The 17,461-nt window shown below is 66.4% G+C and carries 20 protein-coding genes and 1 tRNA gene; 9 read left to right on the top strand and 12 right to left on the bottom strand.

Annotation, left to right across the window (positions count from 1 at the left end; translation table 11 throughout):
* Nucleotides 1–172: 172 nt before the first annotated feature.
* Nucleotides 173–249 (bottom strand) — tRNA-Ile (locus tag ACZ47F_RS02150).
* Nucleotides 250–472: 223 nt separating this feature from the next.
* On the opposite strand from ACZ47F_RS02150, the gene ACZ47F_RS02145 reads away from it, so the two are divergent.
* The gene (locus ACZ47F_RS02145; RefSeq protein ID WP_464925673.1) at nucleotides 473–1,375 is read left to right on the top strand and encodes a D-hexose-6-phosphate mutarotase; all 903 of its coding nucleotides are present in this window, start codon (nucleotides 473–475) and stop codon (nucleotides 1,373–1,375) included.
* A gap of 102 nt (nucleotides 1,376–1,477) precedes the next feature.
* On the opposite strand, the gene ACZ47F_RS02140 is transcribed toward ACZ47F_RS02145, so the two are convergent.
* The 4 genes from ACZ47F_RS02140 to gpmA all read right to left on the bottom strand — a co-directional run bounded on the left by ACZ47F_RS02140 (nucleotide 1,478) and on the right by gpmA (nucleotide 6,265).
* The gene (locus ACZ47F_RS02140) at nucleotides 1,478–2,998 is read right to left on the bottom strand and encodes a CoA-acylating methylmalonate-semialdehyde dehydrogenase (RefSeq protein ID WP_464925672.1); all 1,521 of its coding nucleotides are present in this window, start codon (nucleotides 2,996–2,998) and stop codon (nucleotides 1,478–1,480) included.
* 99 nt (nucleotides 2,999–3,097) lie between these two features.
* Nucleotides 3,098–3,901, bottom strand: coding sequence for a HesA/MoeB/ThiF family protein (locus tag ACZ47F_RS02135; RefSeq protein ID WP_464925671.1), 804 nt, complete (start codon nucleotides 3,899–3,901; stop codon nucleotides 3,098–3,100).
* A 37-nt stretch (nucleotides 3,902–3,938) separates the two neighbouring features.
* On the bottom strand, nucleotides 3,939–5,441 hold the full coding sequence (locus ACZ47F_RS02130) for a S41 family peptidase (RefSeq protein WP_464925670.1): 1,503 nt from the start codon (nucleotides 5,439–5,441) through the stop codon (nucleotides 3,939–3,941).
* A gap of 116 nt (nucleotides 5,442–5,557) precedes the next feature.
* Nucleotides 5,558–6,265: a 2,3-diphosphoglycerate-dependent phosphoglycerate mutase gene (gene gpmA, locus ACZ47F_RS02125; protein WP_464925669.1), complete on the bottom strand. Its 708-nt coding sequence runs from the start codon at nucleotides 6,263–6,265 to the stop codon at nucleotides 5,558–5,560.
* Between the two features lie 186 nt (nucleotides 6,266–6,451).
* On the opposite strand from gpmA, the gene ACZ47F_RS02120 reads away from it, so the two are divergent.
* From ACZ47F_RS02120 to ACZ47F_RS02095, 6 genes are all read left to right on the top strand, one after another.
* On the top strand, nucleotides 6,452–6,862 hold the full coding sequence (locus ACZ47F_RS02120; protein ID WP_464925668.1) for a rhodanese-like domain-containing protein: 411 nt from the start codon (nucleotides 6,452–6,454) through the stop codon (nucleotides 6,860–6,862).
* A 7-nt stretch (nucleotides 6,863–6,869) separates the two neighbouring features.
* Nucleotides 6,870–7,133 (top strand): glutaredoxin 3, encoded by a 264-nt coding sequence (gene grxC / locus ACZ47F_RS02115; RefSeq protein WP_464925667.1) that lies wholly within the window; start codon nucleotides 6,870–6,872, stop codon nucleotides 7,131–7,133.
* Nucleotides 7,134–7,263: 130 nt separating this feature from the next.
* A complete protein-coding gene (gene secB, locus ACZ47F_RS02110; protein ID WP_464925666.1) occupies nucleotides 7,264–7,746 on the top strand; it encodes a protein-export chaperone SecB in 483 nt (160 codons plus the stop codon).
* Between the two features lie 16 nt (nucleotides 7,747–7,762).
* Nucleotides 7,763–8,806, top strand: coding sequence for an NAD(P)H-dependent glycerol-3-phosphate dehydrogenase (locus ACZ47F_RS02105; protein ID WP_464925665.1), 1,044 nt, complete (start codon nucleotides 7,763–7,765; stop codon nucleotides 8,804–8,806).
* A gap of 26 nt (nucleotides 8,807–8,832) precedes the next feature.
* A complete protein-coding gene (pth, locus tag ACZ47F_RS02100) occupies nucleotides 8,833–9,438 on the top strand; it encodes an aminoacyl-tRNA hydrolase (RefSeq protein WP_464925664.1) in 606 nt (201 codons plus the stop codon).
* A 2-nt stretch (nucleotides 9,439–9,440) separates the two neighbouring features.
* Nucleotides 9,441–9,878, top strand: a complete 438-nt coding sequence (locus tag ACZ47F_RS02095; RefSeq protein WP_464925663.1) for a hypothetical protein — start codon at nucleotides 9,441–9,443, stop codon at nucleotides 9,876–9,878.
* Between the two features lie 9 nt (nucleotides 9,879–9,887).
* Here ACZ47F_RS02095 and ACZ47F_RS02090 read toward each other — a convergent pair whose 3' ends face one another.
* Genes ACZ47F_RS02090 through rsmD form a run of 3 tightly spaced genes read right to left on the bottom strand, consistent with a single transcriptional unit; the run spans nucleotide 9,888 to nucleotide 11,336 of the window.
* Nucleotides 9,888–10,151 (bottom strand): YfhL family 4Fe-4S dicluster ferredoxin, encoded by a 264-nt coding sequence (locus tag ACZ47F_RS02090; protein ID WP_464925662.1) that lies wholly within the window; start codon nucleotides 10,149–10,151, stop codon nucleotides 9,888–9,890.
* A gap of 15 nt (nucleotides 10,152–10,166) precedes the next feature.
* Entirely contained in the window at nucleotides 10,167–10,658 is a 492-nt protein-coding gene (gene coaD, locus ACZ47F_RS02085; RefSeq protein ID WP_464925661.1) for a pantetheine-phosphate adenylyltransferase, read from the bottom strand.
* A 30-nt stretch (nucleotides 10,659–10,688) separates the two neighbouring features.
* Nucleotides 10,689–11,336: a 16S rRNA (guanine(966)-N(2))-methyltransferase RsmD gene (gene rsmD, locus ACZ47F_RS02080; RefSeq protein WP_464925660.1), complete on the bottom strand. Its 648-nt coding sequence runs from the start codon at nucleotides 11,334–11,336 to the stop codon at nucleotides 10,689–10,691.
* A gap of 72 nt (nucleotides 11,337–11,408) precedes the next feature.
* Between rsmD and ftsY the strand changes: the two genes are divergently transcribed.
* Nucleotides 11,409–12,479, top strand: a complete 1,071-nt coding sequence (gene ftsY / locus ACZ47F_RS02075) for a signal recognition particle-docking protein FtsY (protein WP_464925659.1) — start codon at nucleotides 11,409–11,411, stop codon at nucleotides 12,477–12,479.
* A gap of 12 nt (nucleotides 12,480–12,491) precedes the next feature.
* Here the strand turns inward: ftsY and chrA are convergent, their stop codons facing one another.
* From chrA to ACZ47F_RS02055, 4 genes are all read right to left on the bottom strand, one after another.
* A complete protein-coding gene (gene chrA, locus ACZ47F_RS02070) occupies nucleotides 12,492–13,691 on the bottom strand; it encodes a chromate efflux transporter (protein ID WP_464925658.1) in 1,200 nt (399 codons plus the stop codon).
* Nucleotides 13,692–13,926: 235 nt separating this feature from the next.
* Complete coding sequence (locus ACZ47F_RS02065) at nucleotides 13,927–15,276, bottom strand: MFS transporter (protein WP_464925657.1); 1,350 nt, start codon at nucleotides 15,274–15,276, stop codon at nucleotides 13,927–13,929.
* A gap of 4 nt (nucleotides 15,277–15,280) precedes the next feature.
* Nucleotides 15,281–15,952, bottom strand: a complete 672-nt coding sequence (locus tag ACZ47F_RS02060) for an ArsR/SmtB family transcription factor (protein WP_464925656.1) — start codon at nucleotides 15,950–15,952, stop codon at nucleotides 15,281–15,283.
* Nucleotides 15,953–16,050: 98 nt separating this feature from the next.
* Nucleotides 16,051–16,326: a YbeD family protein gene (locus ACZ47F_RS02055; protein WP_464926555.1), complete on the bottom strand. Its 276-nt coding sequence runs from the start codon at nucleotides 16,324–16,326 to the stop codon at nucleotides 16,051–16,053.
* 147 nt (nucleotides 16,327–16,473) lie between these two features.
* Between ACZ47F_RS02055 and ACZ47F_RS02050 the strand changes: the two genes are divergently transcribed.
* Nucleotides 16,474–17,451: an AAA family ATPase gene (locus ACZ47F_RS02050; protein ID WP_464925655.1), complete on the top strand. Its 978-nt coding sequence runs from the start codon at nucleotides 16,474–16,476 to the stop codon at nucleotides 17,449–17,451.
* The last annotated feature ends 10 nt before the right edge of the window (nucleotides 17,452–17,461 follow it).

Here is a 17,461-nt window from a genome sequence, read left to right as displayed (position 1 = left end):
CCCCGAGCTGGGCTCGATTGCGGCGTCATCATGGCCAGACCAGCTCAAAAACCGGCTAATTCGAAGTGCCCTGTTGTTGCTCACGTTTGCACACGCCGACAATTTTGAGTCAAAGGGGCGCAGGAGAGCGGGCAAAAAATTGTCTAAGGCAATGAAACGCAATGATGTTTTTTGGTAGGCCGTGTTGGACTTGAACCAACGACCAAAGGATTATGAGTCCTCTGCTCTGACCAACTGAGCTAACGGCCCTTGACGGTTTGGCGCGGCCCGGGAAGGGGCTGGCAAGACAGGCAGCCAATGTTAGCCGCTCGGCCGAGAACGAACCGCCTGCGGCGCATTGCGTAAGATGGTGACCGGATTCGTGCGCAGCGGCACAGACCTGCTGCTAACCGCATGCGGCGCCTTTGCGCAATATCCGGACGTCCCGGGCAAAACGTTGCCCGGACCGACCACCTCGTCGCTTCGCACGCTCATGCACGATCTCGCCGCGCTCCAGCGCCATGCCATTGCCGGACAGCTGCAGTTCCGCGCCAGCCCGTCCGGCCTGGTATTTGTAGACATCGACAATCCTGCGGGCATCGCCAGCATTTGCCTGCAGGGCGCACATCTGATCACCTTTCGTCCCAAGGCGCAGCCCGAGCCGGTGGTTTGGGTGTCGGGGGCGGCCCGCTACTGCCCGGGCAAGTCCATCCGTGGCGGCGTGCCAGTGTGCTGGCCGTGGTTTGGCGCCCATCCCAGCGAAAGCAGTTTTCCTGCGCATGGCTTTGCCCGCACCGTGCCGTGGGATGTGGTTGAGACCTCGGTGGCACATGGTGCCACGCAGATCGACCTGCGGCTGCGACCGGCGGCGGCCTTGCTGGCCCAGTGGCCGCACGACACGCCGGTCATCCTGCGCATCAGCGTGGGCAATGTGCTGGAAATGGAACTGACCACGCACAATGCCACCGCGCAGGCCCTGCCGCTGAGCGAGGCGCTGCACACCTATTTCCAGGTCGGCGACATCGCCGAGGTGGAACTGCAAGGTCTGGATGGCTGCGCCTACCTCGACAAGACCGAGGGGTTTGCGCGCAGGTGGCAGCAGGGGCCGCTGCGCTTTGCTGCCGAGACCGACCGCGTGTATGTCGGCACGGAAAGCGCCTGCGTCATCCAGGATCCGCTGCTGCAACGGCGCATTCGCATCGACAAGCAGGGTAGTGCGTCCACCGTGGTGTGGACGCCTTGGGCCGACAAGGCCGCGGCGATGGGGGATTTCACTGCGCAGGGCTGGCGCCGGATGTTGTGTGTGGAATCGGCCAACGCGGCCGACGACACGCTGACCCTGCGGCCCGGAGAAACGCACACTCTGCGCGTGCGCTACAGCGCTGAGGCGCTGTGACGGCGACCGGTTGACCATATCATCCTGCACCGCAGTGCGCAGGTGGCTGTGGAGGGTGTGGCCGCCGCTGCGTCCGCAGCACAGCGGCCGTGTAATCAGGCTCTATTTCGCCGTCGGCATGACAAACTCGGCGCCCTTGGGTGTGTTCTGCGGCCAGCGCTGCATGATGCTTTTTTGCTTGGTGTAGAAGCGCACGCCTTCCTCGCCGTAGGCATGCATGTCGCCGAACAGGCTGGTCTTCCAGCCGCCGAAGCCGTGCCAGGCCATCGGCACCGGAATCGGCACGTTGATGCCCACCATGCCGGCTTGCACGCGGCGGCCGAATTCGCGTGCGGTGTGGCCGTCGCGGGTGAAGCAGGCCACACCGTTGCCGTAGGCATGGGTGTTGACCAGGTCGAGCGCGCTGGCGAAGTCGGGTACGCGCACGCAGCTGAGCACTGGGCCGAAGATTTCCTCCTGATAGATGCGCATCTGCGGCGTGACATGGTCGAACAACGTACCGCCCAGCCAGAAACCCTGTGCATGGCCCGGCACCGTCTTCCCGCGGCCGTCGACCCGCAGCGTTGCGCCCTGCTGCACGCCGGAGTCGATCAGCGCGCTGATGCGCTCGCGCGCCGCAGCGGTGATGACCGGGCCCATTTCGGCGTCGGGCTCCATGCCGTCGTTCACTTTCAGTGCCCTAGTGCGCTCGACCAGCGCAGGCATGATGCGGTCGGCCACGTCTGCGACCAGCACGCCCACGGAGATGGCCATGCAGCGCTCGCCAGCCGAGCCAAAGGCGCTGCCGATGAGCGCGTCAACCACCTGGTCCATGTCGGCGTCGGGCATCACCACCATGTGATTTTTCGCCCCGCCCAGCGCCTGCACGCGCTTGCCGTGTCGTGCGGCTTCCAGCGCGATGTGCTGTGCCACCGGGGTCGAGCCGACGAAGCTGATCGCCTTGACTTTGGGGTGCTCCAGCAACGCCTGTACTGCGGCCTGGTCGCCCTGCACCACGTTGAACACGCCGTCCGGCAGACCGGCCTGCTGAAGGAGTTCGGCCAGCAGCAGGCTGGGCGAGGGATCCAGCGGGCTGGGTTTGAGCACGAAGGTATTGCCCGCGGCGATCGCCAGTGGAAACATCCACAGTGGCACCATGCACGGAAAGTTGAACGGGGTCACGCCGGCGACCACGCCGAGCGGCTGGCGCAGTGTCCAGTTGTCGATGCCGGTGGAGACCTGCTCGGTGTAGTCGCCCTTGAGCAGTTGTGGAATGCCGCAGGCGAACTCGATGATCTCGATGCCGCGCGTGACCTCGCCCTGCGCGTCGGAGAACACCTTGCCATGCTCTGCGGTGATCATGGCCGCCAGGGTGTCGCGGTGCCGGTGCATCAGTTCCAGAAACTTGAACAGCACCCGCGCGCGGCGTAGCGGCGGGGTGTCGGCCCATTGCGCAAAGGCGTCTTGCGCTGCGGCGACCGCTGCATGCACATCCGCCGCCTCGCCCAGGACCACTTCGCGCGCCACCGCACCGGTGGTCGGGTTGAACACCGGCTGGCGGCGTTGTACGGCGCCCGGTATGCGCCGGCCGCCGATGAAATGTCCCACCGTGTCGGTACGGGTAAAGGCAGGGTGTGCGCCCATGCTGTGCTCCTGCTGGAATGCGTGGCAGCATCAGTCTGCCGCCTGAATGACAAATTTTTTCAGTCTAGATGCAGCCAGCCGGGTTGAACAGGCCCGATGTCATGTGCCTGTCGAGCCCGGCGATGCACCGCGCTGTGCAGGCTCACCGCACACCGGGCAGTGCGGATGACGCTGCAGGGCGATGGTCTGGAAGCTGCTGTCAAGGGCGTCGATCAGCAGCAGCCTGCCGCGCAGCGAGGTGCCGGTATCGGCCAGGAGCTTGAGCGCCTCGGTGGCCTGCAGGCTGCCGACGATGCCCACCAGCGGTGCAAGCACCCCCATAGTGGCGCAGCGCACCTCCTCGACCGGGATGTCCGGTGGAAACAGGCAGGCATAGCACGGGCCAGGCTGTCCCTGGGCATCGGGCCGGGGATCGAACACGCTGACCTGCCCGGACAGGCGGATCGCCGCGCCGCTGACCAGCGGCACGCCGTGCGCCACGCAGGCGCGGTTCAGCGCATGCCGTGTGGCGAAATTGTCGCTGCAGTCGACGGCGACATCAGCAGCAGCGACCAGTGCATCGAGCAACGCAGCGTCTGCGCGCTCGGCAACGACCTGCACATCGACCTGCGGATTGATCTGCCGCATCGCCTCGCGGGCCGAATCCACCTTGCGCTGGCCGACCCTGGCCTCGGTGTGCGCGATCTGCCGCTGCAGATTGGTCAGATCGACCGTGTCGTCGTCGACCAGGGTGATGCGGCCCACGCCGGCGCTGGCCAGGTAGAGCGCTACGGGTGAGCCCAACCCGCCAGCGCCAAGGATTAGCGCATGTCCGGCGCAGATGCGTTCCTGGCCCTCGATGCCGATTTCGTCGAGCAGGATGTGCCTTGAGTAGCGCAGCAGCTGGGCGTCGTCGAGCGGCATGTCAGGCGGGCCGCGCGGTGGTGGCGGTTGGGTCTGCTTACTTGCTCTTGACTGCGCTGCTGCTGTCCGGCCCGGGGCTGCTGGCTGCTGCTGACGACGTCGGCGCCTTGGTCTGGGCCGCGATTGACGCGTGCTTGGCCGTGATCACCGGCTTGCCTTCGAGGTAGTTCAGCGCCTGGGTGAGCTGCCAGTCTTCTTTGCTGCCGTATTCAGGCAGCTTGGGAAACTTGTTCGGGTCTTTCTGCAGCTCGGCCTCGAGCAGGCGGCGCGCCTCGTCCTGCTTGCGCACCTCCTCCTCGACCCGCTTGGCGTCGGCCGATTCGCTGCCGGTGCCGATCTGGTTCTTGTAGTCGATCTCGCGCATGCGCAGCGCGGCGTACGGGTCGCCGCTTTCCAGCGGATCGACCTCGTAGTTCGGGGTGATGCCCTTGCCTTGGATCGACTGGCCGTTGGGGGTGTAGTAGCGCGCGGTGGTGAGCTTGAGCGCGGTGTCCGGGCCTAACGGCAGCACGGTCTGCACAGAGCCCTTGCCGAAGGTCAGCGTGCCCATGACCACGGCGCGCTTGTAGTCCTGCAGCGCGCCAGTGACGATCTCGGAGGCCGAGGCCGAGCCGCCGTTGACCAGCACCACCAGCTTGACCGTCTTCACTGCGGCGGGCAGGGTGTCGAGCGGGTTGTCGCCCGGGCGGCTGAGGTAATCGCTCGGGGTGTTGCGGTAGGTCGCATTCGCCTCGGGCATCTGGCCGCGGGTGGAGACGATCACCGCGTCAGGGGGCAGGAATACGGATGCCACGCCGACCGCGCTCTCGAGCAGCCCGCCTGGGTCGTTGCGCAGGTCAAGCACCAGACCCTTCATGTTCGGGTCTTCCTTGTACAGCGCGTTGATCTTGTTGACAAAGCTGTTGAGCGTGTCCGATTGGAACTGGGTGATGCGCACCCAGCCGTAGCCCGGAGCGATCATCTTGCCCTTGACGCTCTGCACCTGGATCAGCTCGCGGGTGATGGTGAAGGTAAGGACGCGGTTTTCCGCCTTGCGCAGCACTGTGAGCGTGACCTTGGTGCCGGGCTTGCCGCGCATGAGCTTGACTGCCTCGTTCAGGCTCAGGCCCTTGACCGCAGTGTTGTCGATGCGGGTGATCAGGTCGCCAGCGTGAATGCCGGCCCGCGCCGCCGGGGACCCCTCGATCGGCGAGACCACCTTGACCAGGCCGTCTTCAGAGGCGATCTCGATGCCAACGCCGACGAACTTGCCGCTGGTGCTTTCCTTGAAGTCCTTGAATGCTTTCTTGTCCAGGTATTCCGAATGTGGATCGAGGTTGTTGACCATGCCGTTGATGGCATTCTCAATCAGCTTCTTGCCCTCGACCGGCTCGAAATAATCGGCCTTGATCAGGCCATACACCGCGGCAAACTGTTGCAGCTCCTCCAGCGGGAGCGGCGAGACGGCGCCGCGCGCCAACGCCTGCACTTGCAGGGTGGCCATGATGCCAGTGATGGCACCAATGGCGATCCAGGCTGCGACTCGGAATTTACTGGCCATGGTGGGTCAAGCGGAGTATCTGCAAAGTGCGCGCAGTATAGGCGGGCCCGTCAAGACCGCGTCGGCAGCGCAGGACATCACCCGGGCGCGCGCGGGACGACCGGCTTGCCGTGCGATCAGGTCTTGGCCCCGGTGGCACTGAGGTAGTAGCGCTGCAGCGGCTGCAGTTCGGCGTCGAGTTCGTAGACCAGCGGAATGCCGTTGGGGATGTTGACCTGGGTGATGTCCTCGTCGGAGATGTTCTCCAAGTATTTCATGATGGCGCGCATCGAATTGCCGTGCGAGACCACCAGCGTGCGTTTGCCCGCCTTGATCGCCGGCGCCAGTGCCTCGTGCCAGAACGGCAGCACACGCGCGATGGTGTCTTTCAGGCATTCGGTCAGTGGCAGCTCGGCCAGCGGTACGCGGGCGTAACGCGGGTCGGCAGCCAGTTCCCTGCGGTGCGCCTCGTCCAGCGGCGGCGGCGGGATGTCGTAGCTGCGCCGCCAGATGTGCACCTGCTCGTCGCCGTACTTGGCCGCGGTCTCGGCCTTGTTCAACCCCTGCAGCGCGCCGTAATGCCGCTCGTTGAGCCGCCAGGTGTGCACGGTCGGCAGCCACATGGCGTCGAGCTCGTCCAGGGTAAGCCACAAGGTGCGGATCGCGCGCTTGAGCACAGAGGTATAGGTCAGGTCGAAGCCGTAGCCCAGTTCCTTGAGCAGCCGCCCGGCGGCACGGGCTTCACGGATGCCTTGCTCGGTCAGATCCACATCGGTCCAGCCGGTGAAGCGGTTTTGCTGGTTCCAAGTGGATTCACCGTGGCGAAGCAGGACGAGTTTGTGCATGGAGATCTCGGGATGCGAAATTCTTTGTCGGAATGCGGCAAGATGCTGCCCAGGCAGAATAGTAGTCGAGGATGGTCGTCACGTTGCGGTGCAGCAATGACCGCAGCGAACCAGCGGGGACGAAAACCACAGATCAACATCTGTGCATGGGTCTTTTAAAATTCGGGATTCCAAGGAGAAAACCAAGTGCAGTTCATCATCGACAACTGGGCGCTCATTCTGATTGCCCTGACCTCTGGCGGCATGCTGTTGTGGAGCTCTTACGGCGGCAGCAGCGGGGCCGACGGGGTGAGTGCCGCGCAGGCGGTGCTCAAGATCAACCGCGAAAAGGGCGTGATGATCGACGTGTGCGAGCCTGCCGAATACCAGGCCGGTCATGCGGTGGGCAGCAAGAGCATCCCGCTGGGCCAGCTCGACAAGCGCCTGGGCGAACTGCCCAAGGACAAGAACACGCCGGTGCTGGTGATGTGTGCCTCGGGCATGCGGGCCAAGCGTGCAGCCGCGCAATTGCGCAAGCAGGGCTATGTGAACGCTGCGGCGATCGCCGGGGGCATGCGCGCCTGGCGCGAGGCCGGCTTGCCGGTGGAAAAAGGATGAGCCCGCAATGAACAAGGTTCGCATGTACACCACGGCGGTGTGCCCGTACTGCATCCGCGCCAAGGCGCTACTGCAAAAGCGCGGGGTCACTGCGATCGAGGAAATCCGGATCGACCTCGATCCGGAGCAACGCCACCAGATGATGGAATCCACCGGACGACGCACCGTGCCACAGATTTTCATCGGCGATACCCATGTCGGCGGCTGCGACGATCTGTACGCGCTCGACGCCAGGGGCGGCTTGACGGAACTGCTGCGCGGCGCCGCCTGAGCGCGGTCCGGGCGGCACCGCACCATCGGCTCCAACCCGGTCGCGCAGGCCGTGTCACACGACCGGCCTAGAATCCGCTGCAATCAATCGATGCCCGCACCCTGCGGGCTTTTTTCCATGGAGAGCCTTGATGAGCGCCACACCCGAGAGCACCCAGTCCACCGATCCGGTTTTCATGCTGCAGCGTTGCTATCTGAAGGATCTGTCGCTGGAGCAGCCCAATTCGCCGCAAATCCTGCTCGAGCAGCAGCAACCCACCGTGGACGTGCAGATGAGCGTCGAGGCCAAGCCGGTGGTCGAAGGCCTGTTCGAAATCACCGTGGCGGCCACCATCACAGCGCGCATGCAGGAGCGGGTGCTGTTTCTGGTCGAGGGCAAGCAGGCCGGCATTTTCGAGCTGCGCAATATTCCGCAGGAGCATGCCGACATGCTGCTGGGCATCGCCTGCCCGCAGACGGTCTATCCTTACCTGCGCGCCAACCTGGCCGATGCCATCACCCGCGCGGGCTTCCCGCCGGTGCATTTGGCCGAGATCAACTTCCAGGCGATGTACGAGCAGCAGCAGGCACAGCAACTGCAAGCGGCCAACCAGGCGCCGGGTCAGCTGAACTGAACCACGCGGGCTGCTCATGGCGCAGTCTGTTGCCTGCTCCATCGCTGTGCTGGGCGCCGGTGCCTGGGGAACGGGCATCGCCTGCCAGATCGCGTCACACCATCCCGTAGTGCTGTGGGGACGCGACGCGGCGCAGATGCAGCGGTTGCAGGCCGAGCGGGTCAATGCCGCCTATCTGCCCGACATCAGCCTGCCGCCGCGCCTGAGTCCTACGGCGGATCTGGACGCCGCGCTGCGCCATGCTGCCGGGCCGCACGGTCTGCTGCTGCTTGCGGTGCCGACATCGGCCCTGCGCGCCACGGCGCAGGCGGTGCGCATTTTCAACGCCGACAAGCCCAAAGGCGCGCGGGTGCAGCATGTGCTGTGGCTGTGCAAGGGTTTCGAGCAGGGCAGCGGGCTGCTGCCGCATGCGGTGCTCGACGCGGTGTTCGCGGGGATGGACGCCGCCCCGGCCATCGGCGCGCTGTCGGGCCCGAGCTTTGCGCAAGAGGTGGCGCGCGGCCTGCCGGTGGCGCTCGCGCTGGCCAGCGCAGATGCGGCGCTGCGCAGCTTTGCGGTGGCGGCGCTGCACCACGGCGCGATGCGCATCTACGCCACGCCCGATGTCATTGGCGTGGAGGTGGGCGGCGCGGTGAAAAACGTGCTGGCGATTGCCACCGGGGTGAGCGACGGCATGGGTCTGGGGCATAACGCACGCGCCGCACTGATCACCCGTGGCCTGGCCGAGCTCTCGCGTCTGGGTGTGGCGCTGGGCGGGCAGGCCGAGACCTTCATGGGGCTGAGCGGCCTGGGCGATCTGGTGCTCACCGCCACCGGTGAGCTGTCGCGCAACCGCCGTGTCGGCCTGGCGCTGGCGCAGGGGCAGAGTCTGGATCGCATCGTCGCTGGCCTGGGCCATGTGGCCGAAGGCGTGCACACTGCGCACACTGCGCTGCAGCTCGCCCGCGCGCACCGCGTGTCCATGCCGATCACCGAGGCGGTCAGCCGACTGCTCGACGGCAAGCTCACCCCGCGCGAGGCGCTGGGCGGCCTGCTGCAACGCCAGCCGCGCCGCGAGTGAGGCGGCTGCGCCGAGGAATCGATGGCATGATTCAGCTCCTCGTCGGTCTGGGCAACCCGGGGCCAGAACACGCCCTGGACCGGCACAACGCCGGATTCTGGTTCGTCGATCAGATTGCCGCGGCCGCAGGCGTGCGCTTGAAGCCCGAGCGCGGATTCTTCGGCGAGGTCGCCCGCGTGCGGCTGCACGGCCGCGAACTGTGGCTGCTCGAGCCCGGCACCTACATGAACCGCTCTGGCCAGTCGGTCGGTGCGCTGGCGCGTTTTTACAAGATCGCCCCCGAGCACATCCTGGTGGCGCATGACGAGCTCGACCTGCCGCCAGGTCAGGCCAAGCTCAAGTTGGGCGGCGGCCATGCCGGACACAACGGCCTGCGCGATCTCATCGCTCATCTGGGCACGCCCAATTTCTGGCGGATGCGCATCGGCATCGGCCATCCGGGCGATCGCTCGGCGGTGGTCGGCTTTGTGCTGGGCAAGCCGCCGCAGTCCGAGCTGGTCCTGATCGAGCAGGCAATGGACGAGGCGCGCGCGGTGCTGCCGCTACTGCTCGCCGGCGAGTTCGAGGCGGCGATGATGCGGCTGCACCGCAGTCGCCGCACCGCCAGCCGGGCCGACAACTCCGGGAAATAACCATGCAGGGATTCAAGCGCACGCTGTGGATTGCATGGGCTCTGTGCCCAATGGGAAGCGCGATGGCGCAGATCGCGCCGTCGCAGGAGCCGCCGGTCTGGCGCTGCGGCAACAGTTATTCCCACCAACCTTGCGCAACCGGCAAGCCGGTGGACACGCAGGATGCGCGCACCCCGCAGCAGCGGGAGCAGGCGCTGGAGCAGCAACGTCGTCTGGATGCACTGCTCGCCGCGCGTCAGGCACAGCGCGCCGCAGAGCAGGCCCGGCAACGCCGGGAACAAGCCGACGCGCTGCGGGCGCAACGCGATGCACTGCGCCTGCAGCGCCTGGCCACACGTCAGGCACAAGCCGCGCAGACCGTGCGCAGACGGCATCATCACCTGCCTGCCGCCCGGCGCAAGGCAATGGCTGCACCGCCGGCCAGTGCTGCGGCGCGCTGAGCGCAGACCCTAGGAGGTCAAACTTTTGGCTGCGGTCAGGCAGTGATGTTTGGCCAGCAGTTGCTCGCGGCTTTCCACGCGATCTGGGCGCACCGGGATGCAGTTCACCGGGCAGACCTGCACGCACTGCGGAGTGTCGAAATGCCCGACGCATTCGGTGCAGCGGTCCGGGTCGATTTCATAGATTTCCGGGCCCATGAAAATCGCCTCGTTCGGGCATTCGGGCTCGCACACATCGCAGTTGATGCAATCGTCGGTGATCCACAGCGCCATGATCGATTCCGGTCTTCAGTTCGTGCGCCGCTGGGCCACCTTGGCCTGCAGGCGCTCCATGACCAATGGCACCACGAATTTGCTCACGTCGCCACCAAGCATGGCGATTTCCCGCACGAACGTCCCGGAGATGAACTGATACTGATCCGCCGGAGTGAGGAACAGAGTTTCCACGTCGGGCATGAGCTGGCGGTTCATTCCGGCCATCTGGAATTCGTATTCGAAGTCGCTGACTGCACGCAGGCCGCGTACCACCACCTGCGCACCGCGTCCCACCACAAAATCGCGCAGCAGCCCGGTGAAGCCGCTGACCTCGACGTTGGGGTAAGGCGAGAGCACCTCGCGGGCGATGTCCAGCCGTTCGTCCAGCGTGAACATGGCGTTTTTGTGATGCCCGGCGGCGATCGCCACCACCAGCCGGTCGCACAGCTTGCTGGCGCGGCGCACCAAATCCTCGTGGCCGCGGGTCAGCGGGTCGAAGGTGCCGGGGTAGATGGCAAGCAGCATGGTGGCGGGCGCACAGCGGAAAGCCGCAGTTTAGGCGTTTTGCTTTATCGGTGTACCCGCGCTGTTGCGCCGCAGCAAAGCAAAGTGCACCTGGCCTGCGCGGGCGCGCCGCCAGACCGCCCAGGTGCCGGGATCGAGCAGGTCGAACAGCGCCGGGTCGTCGGTTTCCACATAGACCAGTCCCTCGGCATCCAGCAGCGGCAGCGCCGCCTGCAGCGCCTGGAGCTGTTGCGCGCTGGCGTACGGGGGGTCGATGAACACCACATCGAAGTGCTCGCCCAGCCGTGCCAGTGCATGCGCCGCGGCCAGGGCGTCGGCGGTGCGCACCTGCACTTGCTTGGCCTGGAGTCGTTGCGCTGTGGCAGAGATGGCTGCGGTGCAGCGCGGATGCTGCTCGACCAGCAGCACCGAGGCCGCGCCGCGCGAGGCAGCTTCCAGGCCGAGCGCCCCGCTGCCGGCGTACAGATCGAGCACGCGCCGCCCTAAAAGCGTCTGTCCGAGCCAGTTGAACACGGTCTCGCGTACCCGGGCGGGAGTGGGGCGCAGCCCGGGCACACTGGGCACGGCGAGTTTGCTGCGTTTCCACAGTCCGCCGATGATGCGCACTTCACCGGCAGGCGCAAGGCGGGAGTGGGTTTGCGGGGTTTTGGCCGGACGGCCACAGGAGGATCTGTTCATGGGCAGGTAAATTGTAGGGAGGCGGCTCCCACTCCACGGGAGACCGCGGTCTCTTTTTTTCGATCGCCCCCCATGTTTCGTTTTTTCAAACGCAAGTCCGTCCCGGAAACCGCCGCGCCCGAAGCGCGGTCCGCGTCGGCGCCCGATGTGGCAAGCGCGCCTGCAGCCGCTGCCGAGGCAGCCGCACCGCAGGCTGCGCCCGTTTCGGCGCCGAGCGAGCCGGTGGTCGTCCAGGAGCTGTCCGGCGCCGGCTGGTTCAACCGCCTGCGCTCTGGACTGCGCAAGACCGGTTCGGGCATCGCCGGGCTGTTCGGCGGTAGCAAGATCGACGAAGCGCTGTATGAGGAGCTCGAATCCGCACTGATCATGGCCGACACCGGCATGCCGGCGACCACCGCGCTGTTGGCCGATCTGCGCAAGCGCGTGAAGGCCGCGCGGGCCGAGACGCCGCAGCAGGTGCGCGCGCTGCTGGCCGACGCGCTGGCCGACCTGCTCATGCCCTTGCAAAAGCCGCTGGACATCGGCCGCCAGCAGCCCACCGTGCTGATGATGGTGGGCGTCAACGGCGCGGGCAAGACCACCACCATCGGCAAACTCACCCAGCATCTGCTGCAGGCGAATGCCAGGGTGCTGCTCGGCGCTGGCGACACCTTTCGCGCCGCGGCACGCGAGCAGCTCGTCGCTTGGGGGCAGCGCAATCAGGTGCAGGTGATTGCGCAGGAGGGGGGCGATCCGGCAGCGGTGGCGTTCGATGCAGTGAGCGCCGGCAAGGCGCGCGGTATGGACGTGGTCATCGTCGACACCGCCGGGCGGCTACCCACCCAGCTTCACCTGATGGAGGAGCTGAAAAAGGTCAAGCGCGTGGTGGCCAAGGCCATGGACGGCGCGCCGCATGACATCCTGCTGGTGATCGACGCCAACAACGGCCAGAACGCGCTGGCGCAGGTGCGCGCGTTCGACGACGCACTGGGCCTGACCGGGCTGGTCATCACCAAGCTCGACGGCAGCGCCAAGGGCGGGGTGATCGCCGCGATTGCCCGCGAGCGCCCGGTTCCCGTCTATTTCATCGGCGTCGGCGAAGGGCTGGAGGATCTGCAGCCTTTCGATGCCAAGGCGTTTGCGCGGGCGCTGGTGGGCGAGTGACCGCGCCGCGCCTCAGCCCAGCAGCCCGGTGAGCACCCCGCCGCCGATCACCACGGCCCACGGCGGCACTTTCCATACCTGCAGCAGCAACAGCGCAGCCAAGGCCAGAGCGAAGTCGCGCGGGGTGTGGATGGACGCGGTCCACACCGGGTCGAAGAACGCCGCGAGAAGCAGGCCCACGACCGCCGCGTTGATGCCCTGCAGCGCGCTGCGCATGGCCCGAAGGTGGCGCAGCCCGGCCCATAGCGGCAGCGCGCCGGCCACCAGCAAAAAGCCCGGCAGGAAAATGCCGATCAGCGCCACACCCGCGCCCAGCCAGCCGCCGGGCCCGTCGTGCGCCGCAGCGCCGAGAAAGGCGGCAAAGGTGAATAGCGGCCCGGGCACTGCCTGCGCCGCACCATAGCCCGCGAGAAAGGTGGAGTTGTCCATGCCCGCCGGAACCACCCTGGCCTGCAGCAGCGGCAGCACCACATGTCCGCCGCCGAGCACCAGCGCCCCGGACTGGTACATCCCTGCAAACAGTGTCAGCCCCGGCTGATGCAGCGCCGCGGCGAGCAGTGGCAGGCCGACCAGCAGCGCAGCGAACGCCGCAAGCAAGGCCACCGCGCTGCGATGGCGCAGCGGCACCTGCAGCGGCGCATGTACCGCTTCTACTGGCGCACGCAGTAACCAGCGCCCGACCACCGCGCCCAGCAGGATGACCGCCAGCTGCCCGGTCACGCCGGGCATCAGCGCGACCAGCATTGCGGCCGCCACGGCGAGACTGGCGCGCTCCCTGTCCGGGCACAGGCTGCGGCCCATGCCCCACAGGGCCTGCGCCACCACCGCGACGGCAACCAGTTTGAGGCCATGCAGCCAGGTGCCTTGCGCCAGTCCGGCAACATGGGTGAGCAGTAGGGCAAAGACCGTCATCGCCAGCGCCGAGGGCAGGGTCAAACCCAGCCAGGCAGCCAACGCACCGCGCAGACCGCCGCGCATCAGGCCGAGCCCGATACCGACCTGCGAACTCGCCGGGCCGGGCAGAAACTGGCACAGCGCGACCAGATCTCCGTAAGCCTGCGTCGAGAGCCAGCCGCGCCGCTCGACGAACTCACGGCGGAAGAATTCCAGATGCGCAATCGGCCCGCCGAATGCGGTGAGTCCCAGGCGCAAAAAAGCGAGAAAAATCGGCCAGCTCGTCTCGGTGCGGCGCGCTGTGGGGGAATGGGGCATCAGCGGGGGGCGATCGAGCGCGTGATGATTGCCGCTGAATTCTATGGATACGGCACGCCGATGCATGGACGGTGTCCGCCAAAACGCTCACATTGCCTAGAAGCGCAGCGAGTGCGGCTGCCTTCCCTCCTCACGGTGAGGAAGGCTGGGAGGGGTAAACCGCTGCATGCCGGTAGCGATATCTCCGCGCGGTCTGCGCCCATGTGAACAGCACCGCACCGCGACCGCTGCGCAGTCAGGCAGCGCTGGGCGGCTGCGCGCCGGGGAGCGTCTCTTGTGCCCGCACCAACACCCACAAGCCAGACACCAGCAGCAGCGCCGCGGTGAACCAGAACGTCGGGGCGATCAGCCCGGCGACCTGGGCAATGGCGCCCAGCACCAGCGCGCCCAGCGCGTAGCCGGTGTCGCGCCAATAGCGATATGCGCCGAGCGCCGAGCTGCGCCAGTTCGGGTGCGCAATGTCTGCCACTGCGGCAATCAGGTTGGGGTAGAGCAGCGCCATGCCCACGCCCATGATCACGGCGGCAATGAGCTGCGCCACCATCCCCGTCACCAGTGCGACCGCACCGACACCGGCGGCCAGCAACCACAGCCCGGCAACGATGGTGGGCTTGCGGCCGATGCGATCGGACAGCGGCCCGGTCCACAGTTGTGAAGCGCCCCAGCTCAGCCCGTAGACCCCGGTGATCCAGCCGATGTGCACCACGCTCAGGCCGTGACTGTGCAGGTAGAGCGGCCACAGCACCCACAGCAGGGTATCGGCCACCTTGTTCGCGACCCCGGCCTGACACAGCGCGGAAAACGTCGGGTGGCCGAAGGAGACGAAGGCGAACACCTGCATCGCGGTGGGGTGCACCGACAGGCCGTGGGCAAACCGTGGTTTCAAACCCCGATGCGTGCCGTCGGCGTGTCGTCTGCTCTCGGCTTGCGCCCAGGGCAGGGTTTCGCGCACAAAGAGCAGCGCGGTGCCGAGTCCTGCGGCAATCACCAGCAGGGCAAAGCCGAGCAGGGCCTCGCGTGCGCCGAAGCGCTGCGCCAAATAGCCAGTGACCACGCCTGCAGTGCCCACCGCTGCATAACCCGCGAATTCATTGATCCCCGTGGCCAGACCCCGCTGTTCGGCGCGCGTGATATCGACCTTGCTGGTGACGGTCATGCTCCAGGCAAATCCCTGGTGGATGCCAAGAAACACATTGGCCGCGACCACCCACCACCAGTTCGGCGCGAAATCGATCAAAAGCGGAATGGGAATGGCCGCCAGCCACCCCATCACCAGCACCGGCTTGCGCCCGATGTGCTCGGACAGCCGCCCGGCGACGACATTGAGCATACCCTTGACCAGCCCGAAGGAGATGACAAAGCTCATCAGGTATACGAACGAGGACTTGGGCACGCCGAAATCCTGCTGTGCCACCACCGGTAGCACATTGCGTTCCATGCCGATGACCAGGCCGACAAAACCCACCTGCACCGCTTGCCAGATGAACTGGTGCAGGTTGATGCGGATGCCTTGCTGATAAGGCTCCAGCGGGGGGATTGCGCGTTCGTGCGCAGTCGCCGAAGTCGAAATGTCTGGAACGCGCATCGCTTCAGTGCGAACCGCCCCGCGCCAGCGGTAGCCCGGCCGCCTGCCATTCCAGTACACCCTCGGCGATCTTGCGTGCACGAAAACCGTGCTGCAGCAACAGCTTGACCGCGGCGTCGGACATCACGCAAAACGGCCCGCGGCAATAGGCGACGATCTCTTTGTCGTGCGGCAGTTCGCGCAACCGTGCCTGCAGCTCGGCCAAAGGCAGCGAGCGGGCCTCGGGTAGGTGCGCGGTCCGGTATTCCGCCTCGGGGCGCACGTCGATCAGCACCGCGTTCCCGGACCGCACCTTGTCGAGCAGACTTTGACTGCTCTCTGGCGTGAGGCGCTCCGGGCCGGAAAACAGCCGCTGCATCACCATTTGCAGATCGGCCACATGCGCTTCGGCCACGCTGCGCAGTGCTACCCAGAGTGCCGCCACGTCGGCGCCGCTGATGCGGTAGAGGCGGCTCTTGCCGTCTTGTCGCACCTGCACCAGCTGCGCACCCTTGAGCACGCGCAAATGCGCACTGGCGAGCTTGACGTCAATCGCCGCCTCGCGTGCCAGCGCCTCCACCGACTTCTCCCCTTGCGCCAGGATTTCGAGCAACTCCAGCCGCTTGGGGCTGGACACGGCCCGCCCGATGCGGGCGACCTGTTCGTAGAGATGATTTTTCAGTTCCCGTGCGTTCATGCCAAACAATCTAACGATCGTTAGATTGTTTGGCAAGTGGATTTTGTCATCTTCGCAGTCTGCAATTCAACCGGGGAGCAGCCCGGGCCTGGTCGCGCTCACAGCACGACCTTGACCATCGGATGCGCAGTGAGCGCCCGGTACAGTGCGTCGAGCTGGGCGCGGCTGGTGGCGCGGATGGTGCAGGTGCAGCTCAGATAGTTGCGGCCGCTGGACGAGCGCAGTTCCATGCTGGCGGGGTCGAAGTCGGGAGCGTGCTGCAACACCACTTCGGCAATGGCATTGGCAAAGCCATCGACATTTGCGCCCATGATCTTGATCGGGAAGTCGCTCGGATAGTCGATCAGGCTTTGCTCCGGCGGGATGGGGGGCAGGGAGTTCATGGCGTGCAAGACGGGATGTGGTGAAGCGATTATCCGGGTTTGTTCCCTGGGATGGACAAGGCGGCGCCTCTAATATGAATGTATTCGAATGCGCACATATCGCGGTGCGCGTCAGAACAGACGCCCTCCCTGCCCATCATGACCTTCCCGCATCAGACCGAGACGGCCGCGCTGCGCGCGCAGCTCGGCAACGACATCGTCGGCCAGACCGCCTTGCTCGACCGGCTGGTCGTCGGCTTGCTCACCGGCGGGCATCTGCTGCTCGAAGGTCTGCCGGGCCTGGCCAAGACCACGGCGGTGAAGGCGCTGGCCGGCCGCGTGCATGCCAGCTTCCAGCGGGTGCAATTCACCCCCGATCTGCTGCCCGGCGACCTCACCGGCACCGAGGTGTTCAATCCGGCCGACGGCAGCGTGCGCTTTGTGCGCGGCCCGTTGTTCCACGACATCGTGCTTGCCGACGAGATCAACCGCGCCCCAGCCAAGGTGCAGTCGGCGCTGCTCGAGGCGATGCAGGAGCGACAGGTCACCGTCGGCGGCGTCACGCACGCGCTGCCGCCGCTGTTCCTGGTGTTGGCGACGCAAAACCCGCTCGAGCAGGCCGGCACTTACCCGCTGCCCGAGGCGCAGCTCGATCGCTTTTTGCTGCATGTGCGGCTGGACTATCCCGCAGCCGACGAGGAACTGCGCATCCTGCAGCTGCATCTGCAGGCCGGCGATGCGGTGCGCGCCGGCGCACCGCCGCAGCCAACGCCGGCGATCGACCCGAGCGCGGTGCTGGCCGCGCGGCAGGAGGTGCTGCAGGTGCATGTGGCCGAGAGCCTGCAGCGCGCGATCGTCGAGCTGGTGCGCGCCACGCGCGCACCGCAGCAGCGCGTGCCCCGGCTGGAAGGCACGGTGGCTGCCGGGGCCTCGCCGCGGGCGGTGCTGGCGCTGGCGCATGCGGCGCGGGCGCTGGCATATCTGCGCGGGCGCGACTTCGTGCTGCCGGACGATGTGATCGCGCTTGCGCCCGATGTGCTGCGCCACCGCATCGTGCTGTCGCTCGACGCTGCCTTGCAGGAAATCGATGCCGACGCGCTGATCGCCGAGCTGCTGGCGGCAACCGTCTGGCCTTGAGCGCGGAGGC

The sequence above is a fragment of the Thiomonas islandica genome (assembly GCF_055383445.1).
The sequence above is the reverse complement of the archived record's forward strand: the minus strand, read 5'-3'. Positions and strand labels throughout refer to the sequence as shown.

What these genes read in the sequence shown, in the direction of transcription:
- ACZ47F_RS02145 (WP_464925673.1), top strand. Translation starts at nt 473, where the DNA reads ATGCACGATCTCGCCGCGCTCCAGCGCCATGCCATTGCCGGACAGCTG.
- ACZ47F_RS02140 (WP_464925672.1), bottom strand. Translation starts at nt 2,998, where the DNA reads ATGGGCGCACACCCTGCCTTTACCCGTACCGACACGGTGGGACATTTC.
- ACZ47F_RS02135 (WP_464925671.1), bottom strand. Translation starts at nt 3,901, where the DNA reads ATGCCGCTCGACGACGCCCAGCTGCTGCGCTACTCAAGGCACATCCTG.
- ACZ47F_RS02130 (WP_464925670.1), bottom strand. Translation starts at nt 5,441, where the DNA reads ATGGCCAGTAAATTCCGAGTCGCAGCCTGGATCGCCATTGGTGCCATC.
- gpmA (WP_464925669.1), bottom strand. Translation starts at nt 6,265, where the DNA reads ATGCACAAACTCGTCCTGCTTCGCCACGGTGAATCCACTTGGAACCAG.
- grxC (WP_464925667.1), top strand. Translation starts at nt 6,870, where the DNA reads ATGAACAAGGTTCGCATGTACACCACGGCGGTGTGCCCGTACTGCATC.
- secB (WP_464925666.1), top strand. Translation starts at nt 7,264, where the DNA reads ATGAGCGCCACACCCGAGAGCACCCAGTCCACCGATCCGGTTTTCATG.
- ACZ47F_RS02105 (WP_464925665.1), top strand. Translation starts at nt 7,763, where the DNA reads ATGGCGCAGTCTGTTGCCTGCTCCATCGCTGTGCTGGGCGCCGGTGCC.
- pth (WP_464925664.1), top strand. Translation starts at nt 8,833, where the DNA reads ATGATTCAGCTCCTCGTCGGTCTGGGCAACCCGGGGCCAGAACACGCC.
- ACZ47F_RS02095 (WP_464925663.1), top strand. Translation starts at nt 9,441, where the DNA reads ATGCAGGGATTCAAGCGCACGCTGTGGATTGCATGGGCTCTGTGCCCA.
- ACZ47F_RS02090 (WP_464925662.1), bottom strand. Translation starts at nt 10,151, where the DNA reads ATGGCGCTGTGGATCACCGACGATTGCATCAACTGCGATGTGTGCGAG.
- coaD (WP_464925661.1), bottom strand. Translation starts at nt 10,658, where the DNA reads ATGCTGCTTGCCATCTACCCCGGCACCTTCGACCCGCTGACCCGCGGC.
- rsmD (WP_464925660.1), bottom strand. Translation starts at nt 11,336, where the DNA reads ATGAACAGATCCTCCTGTGGCCGTCCGGCCAAAACCCCGCAAACCCAC.
- ftsY (WP_464925659.1), top strand. Translation starts at nt 11,409, where the DNA reads ATGTTTCGTTTTTTCAAACGCAAGTCCGTCCCGGAAACCGCCGCGCCC.
- chrA (WP_464925658.1), bottom strand. Translation starts at nt 13,691, where the DNA reads ATGCCCCATTCCCCCACAGCGCGCCGCACCGAGACGAGCTGGCCGATT.
- ACZ47F_RS02065 (WP_464925657.1), bottom strand. Translation starts at nt 15,276, where the DNA reads ATGCGCGTTCCAGACATTTCGACTTCGGCGACTGCGCACGAACGCGCA.
- ACZ47F_RS02060 (WP_464925656.1), bottom strand. Translation starts at nt 15,952, where the DNA reads ATGAACGCACGGGAACTGAAAAATCATCTCTACGAACAGGTCGCCCGC.
- ACZ47F_RS02050 (WP_464925655.1), top strand. Translation starts at nt 16,474, where the DNA reads ATGACCTTCCCGCATCAGACCGAGACGGCCGCGCTGCGCGCGCAGCTC.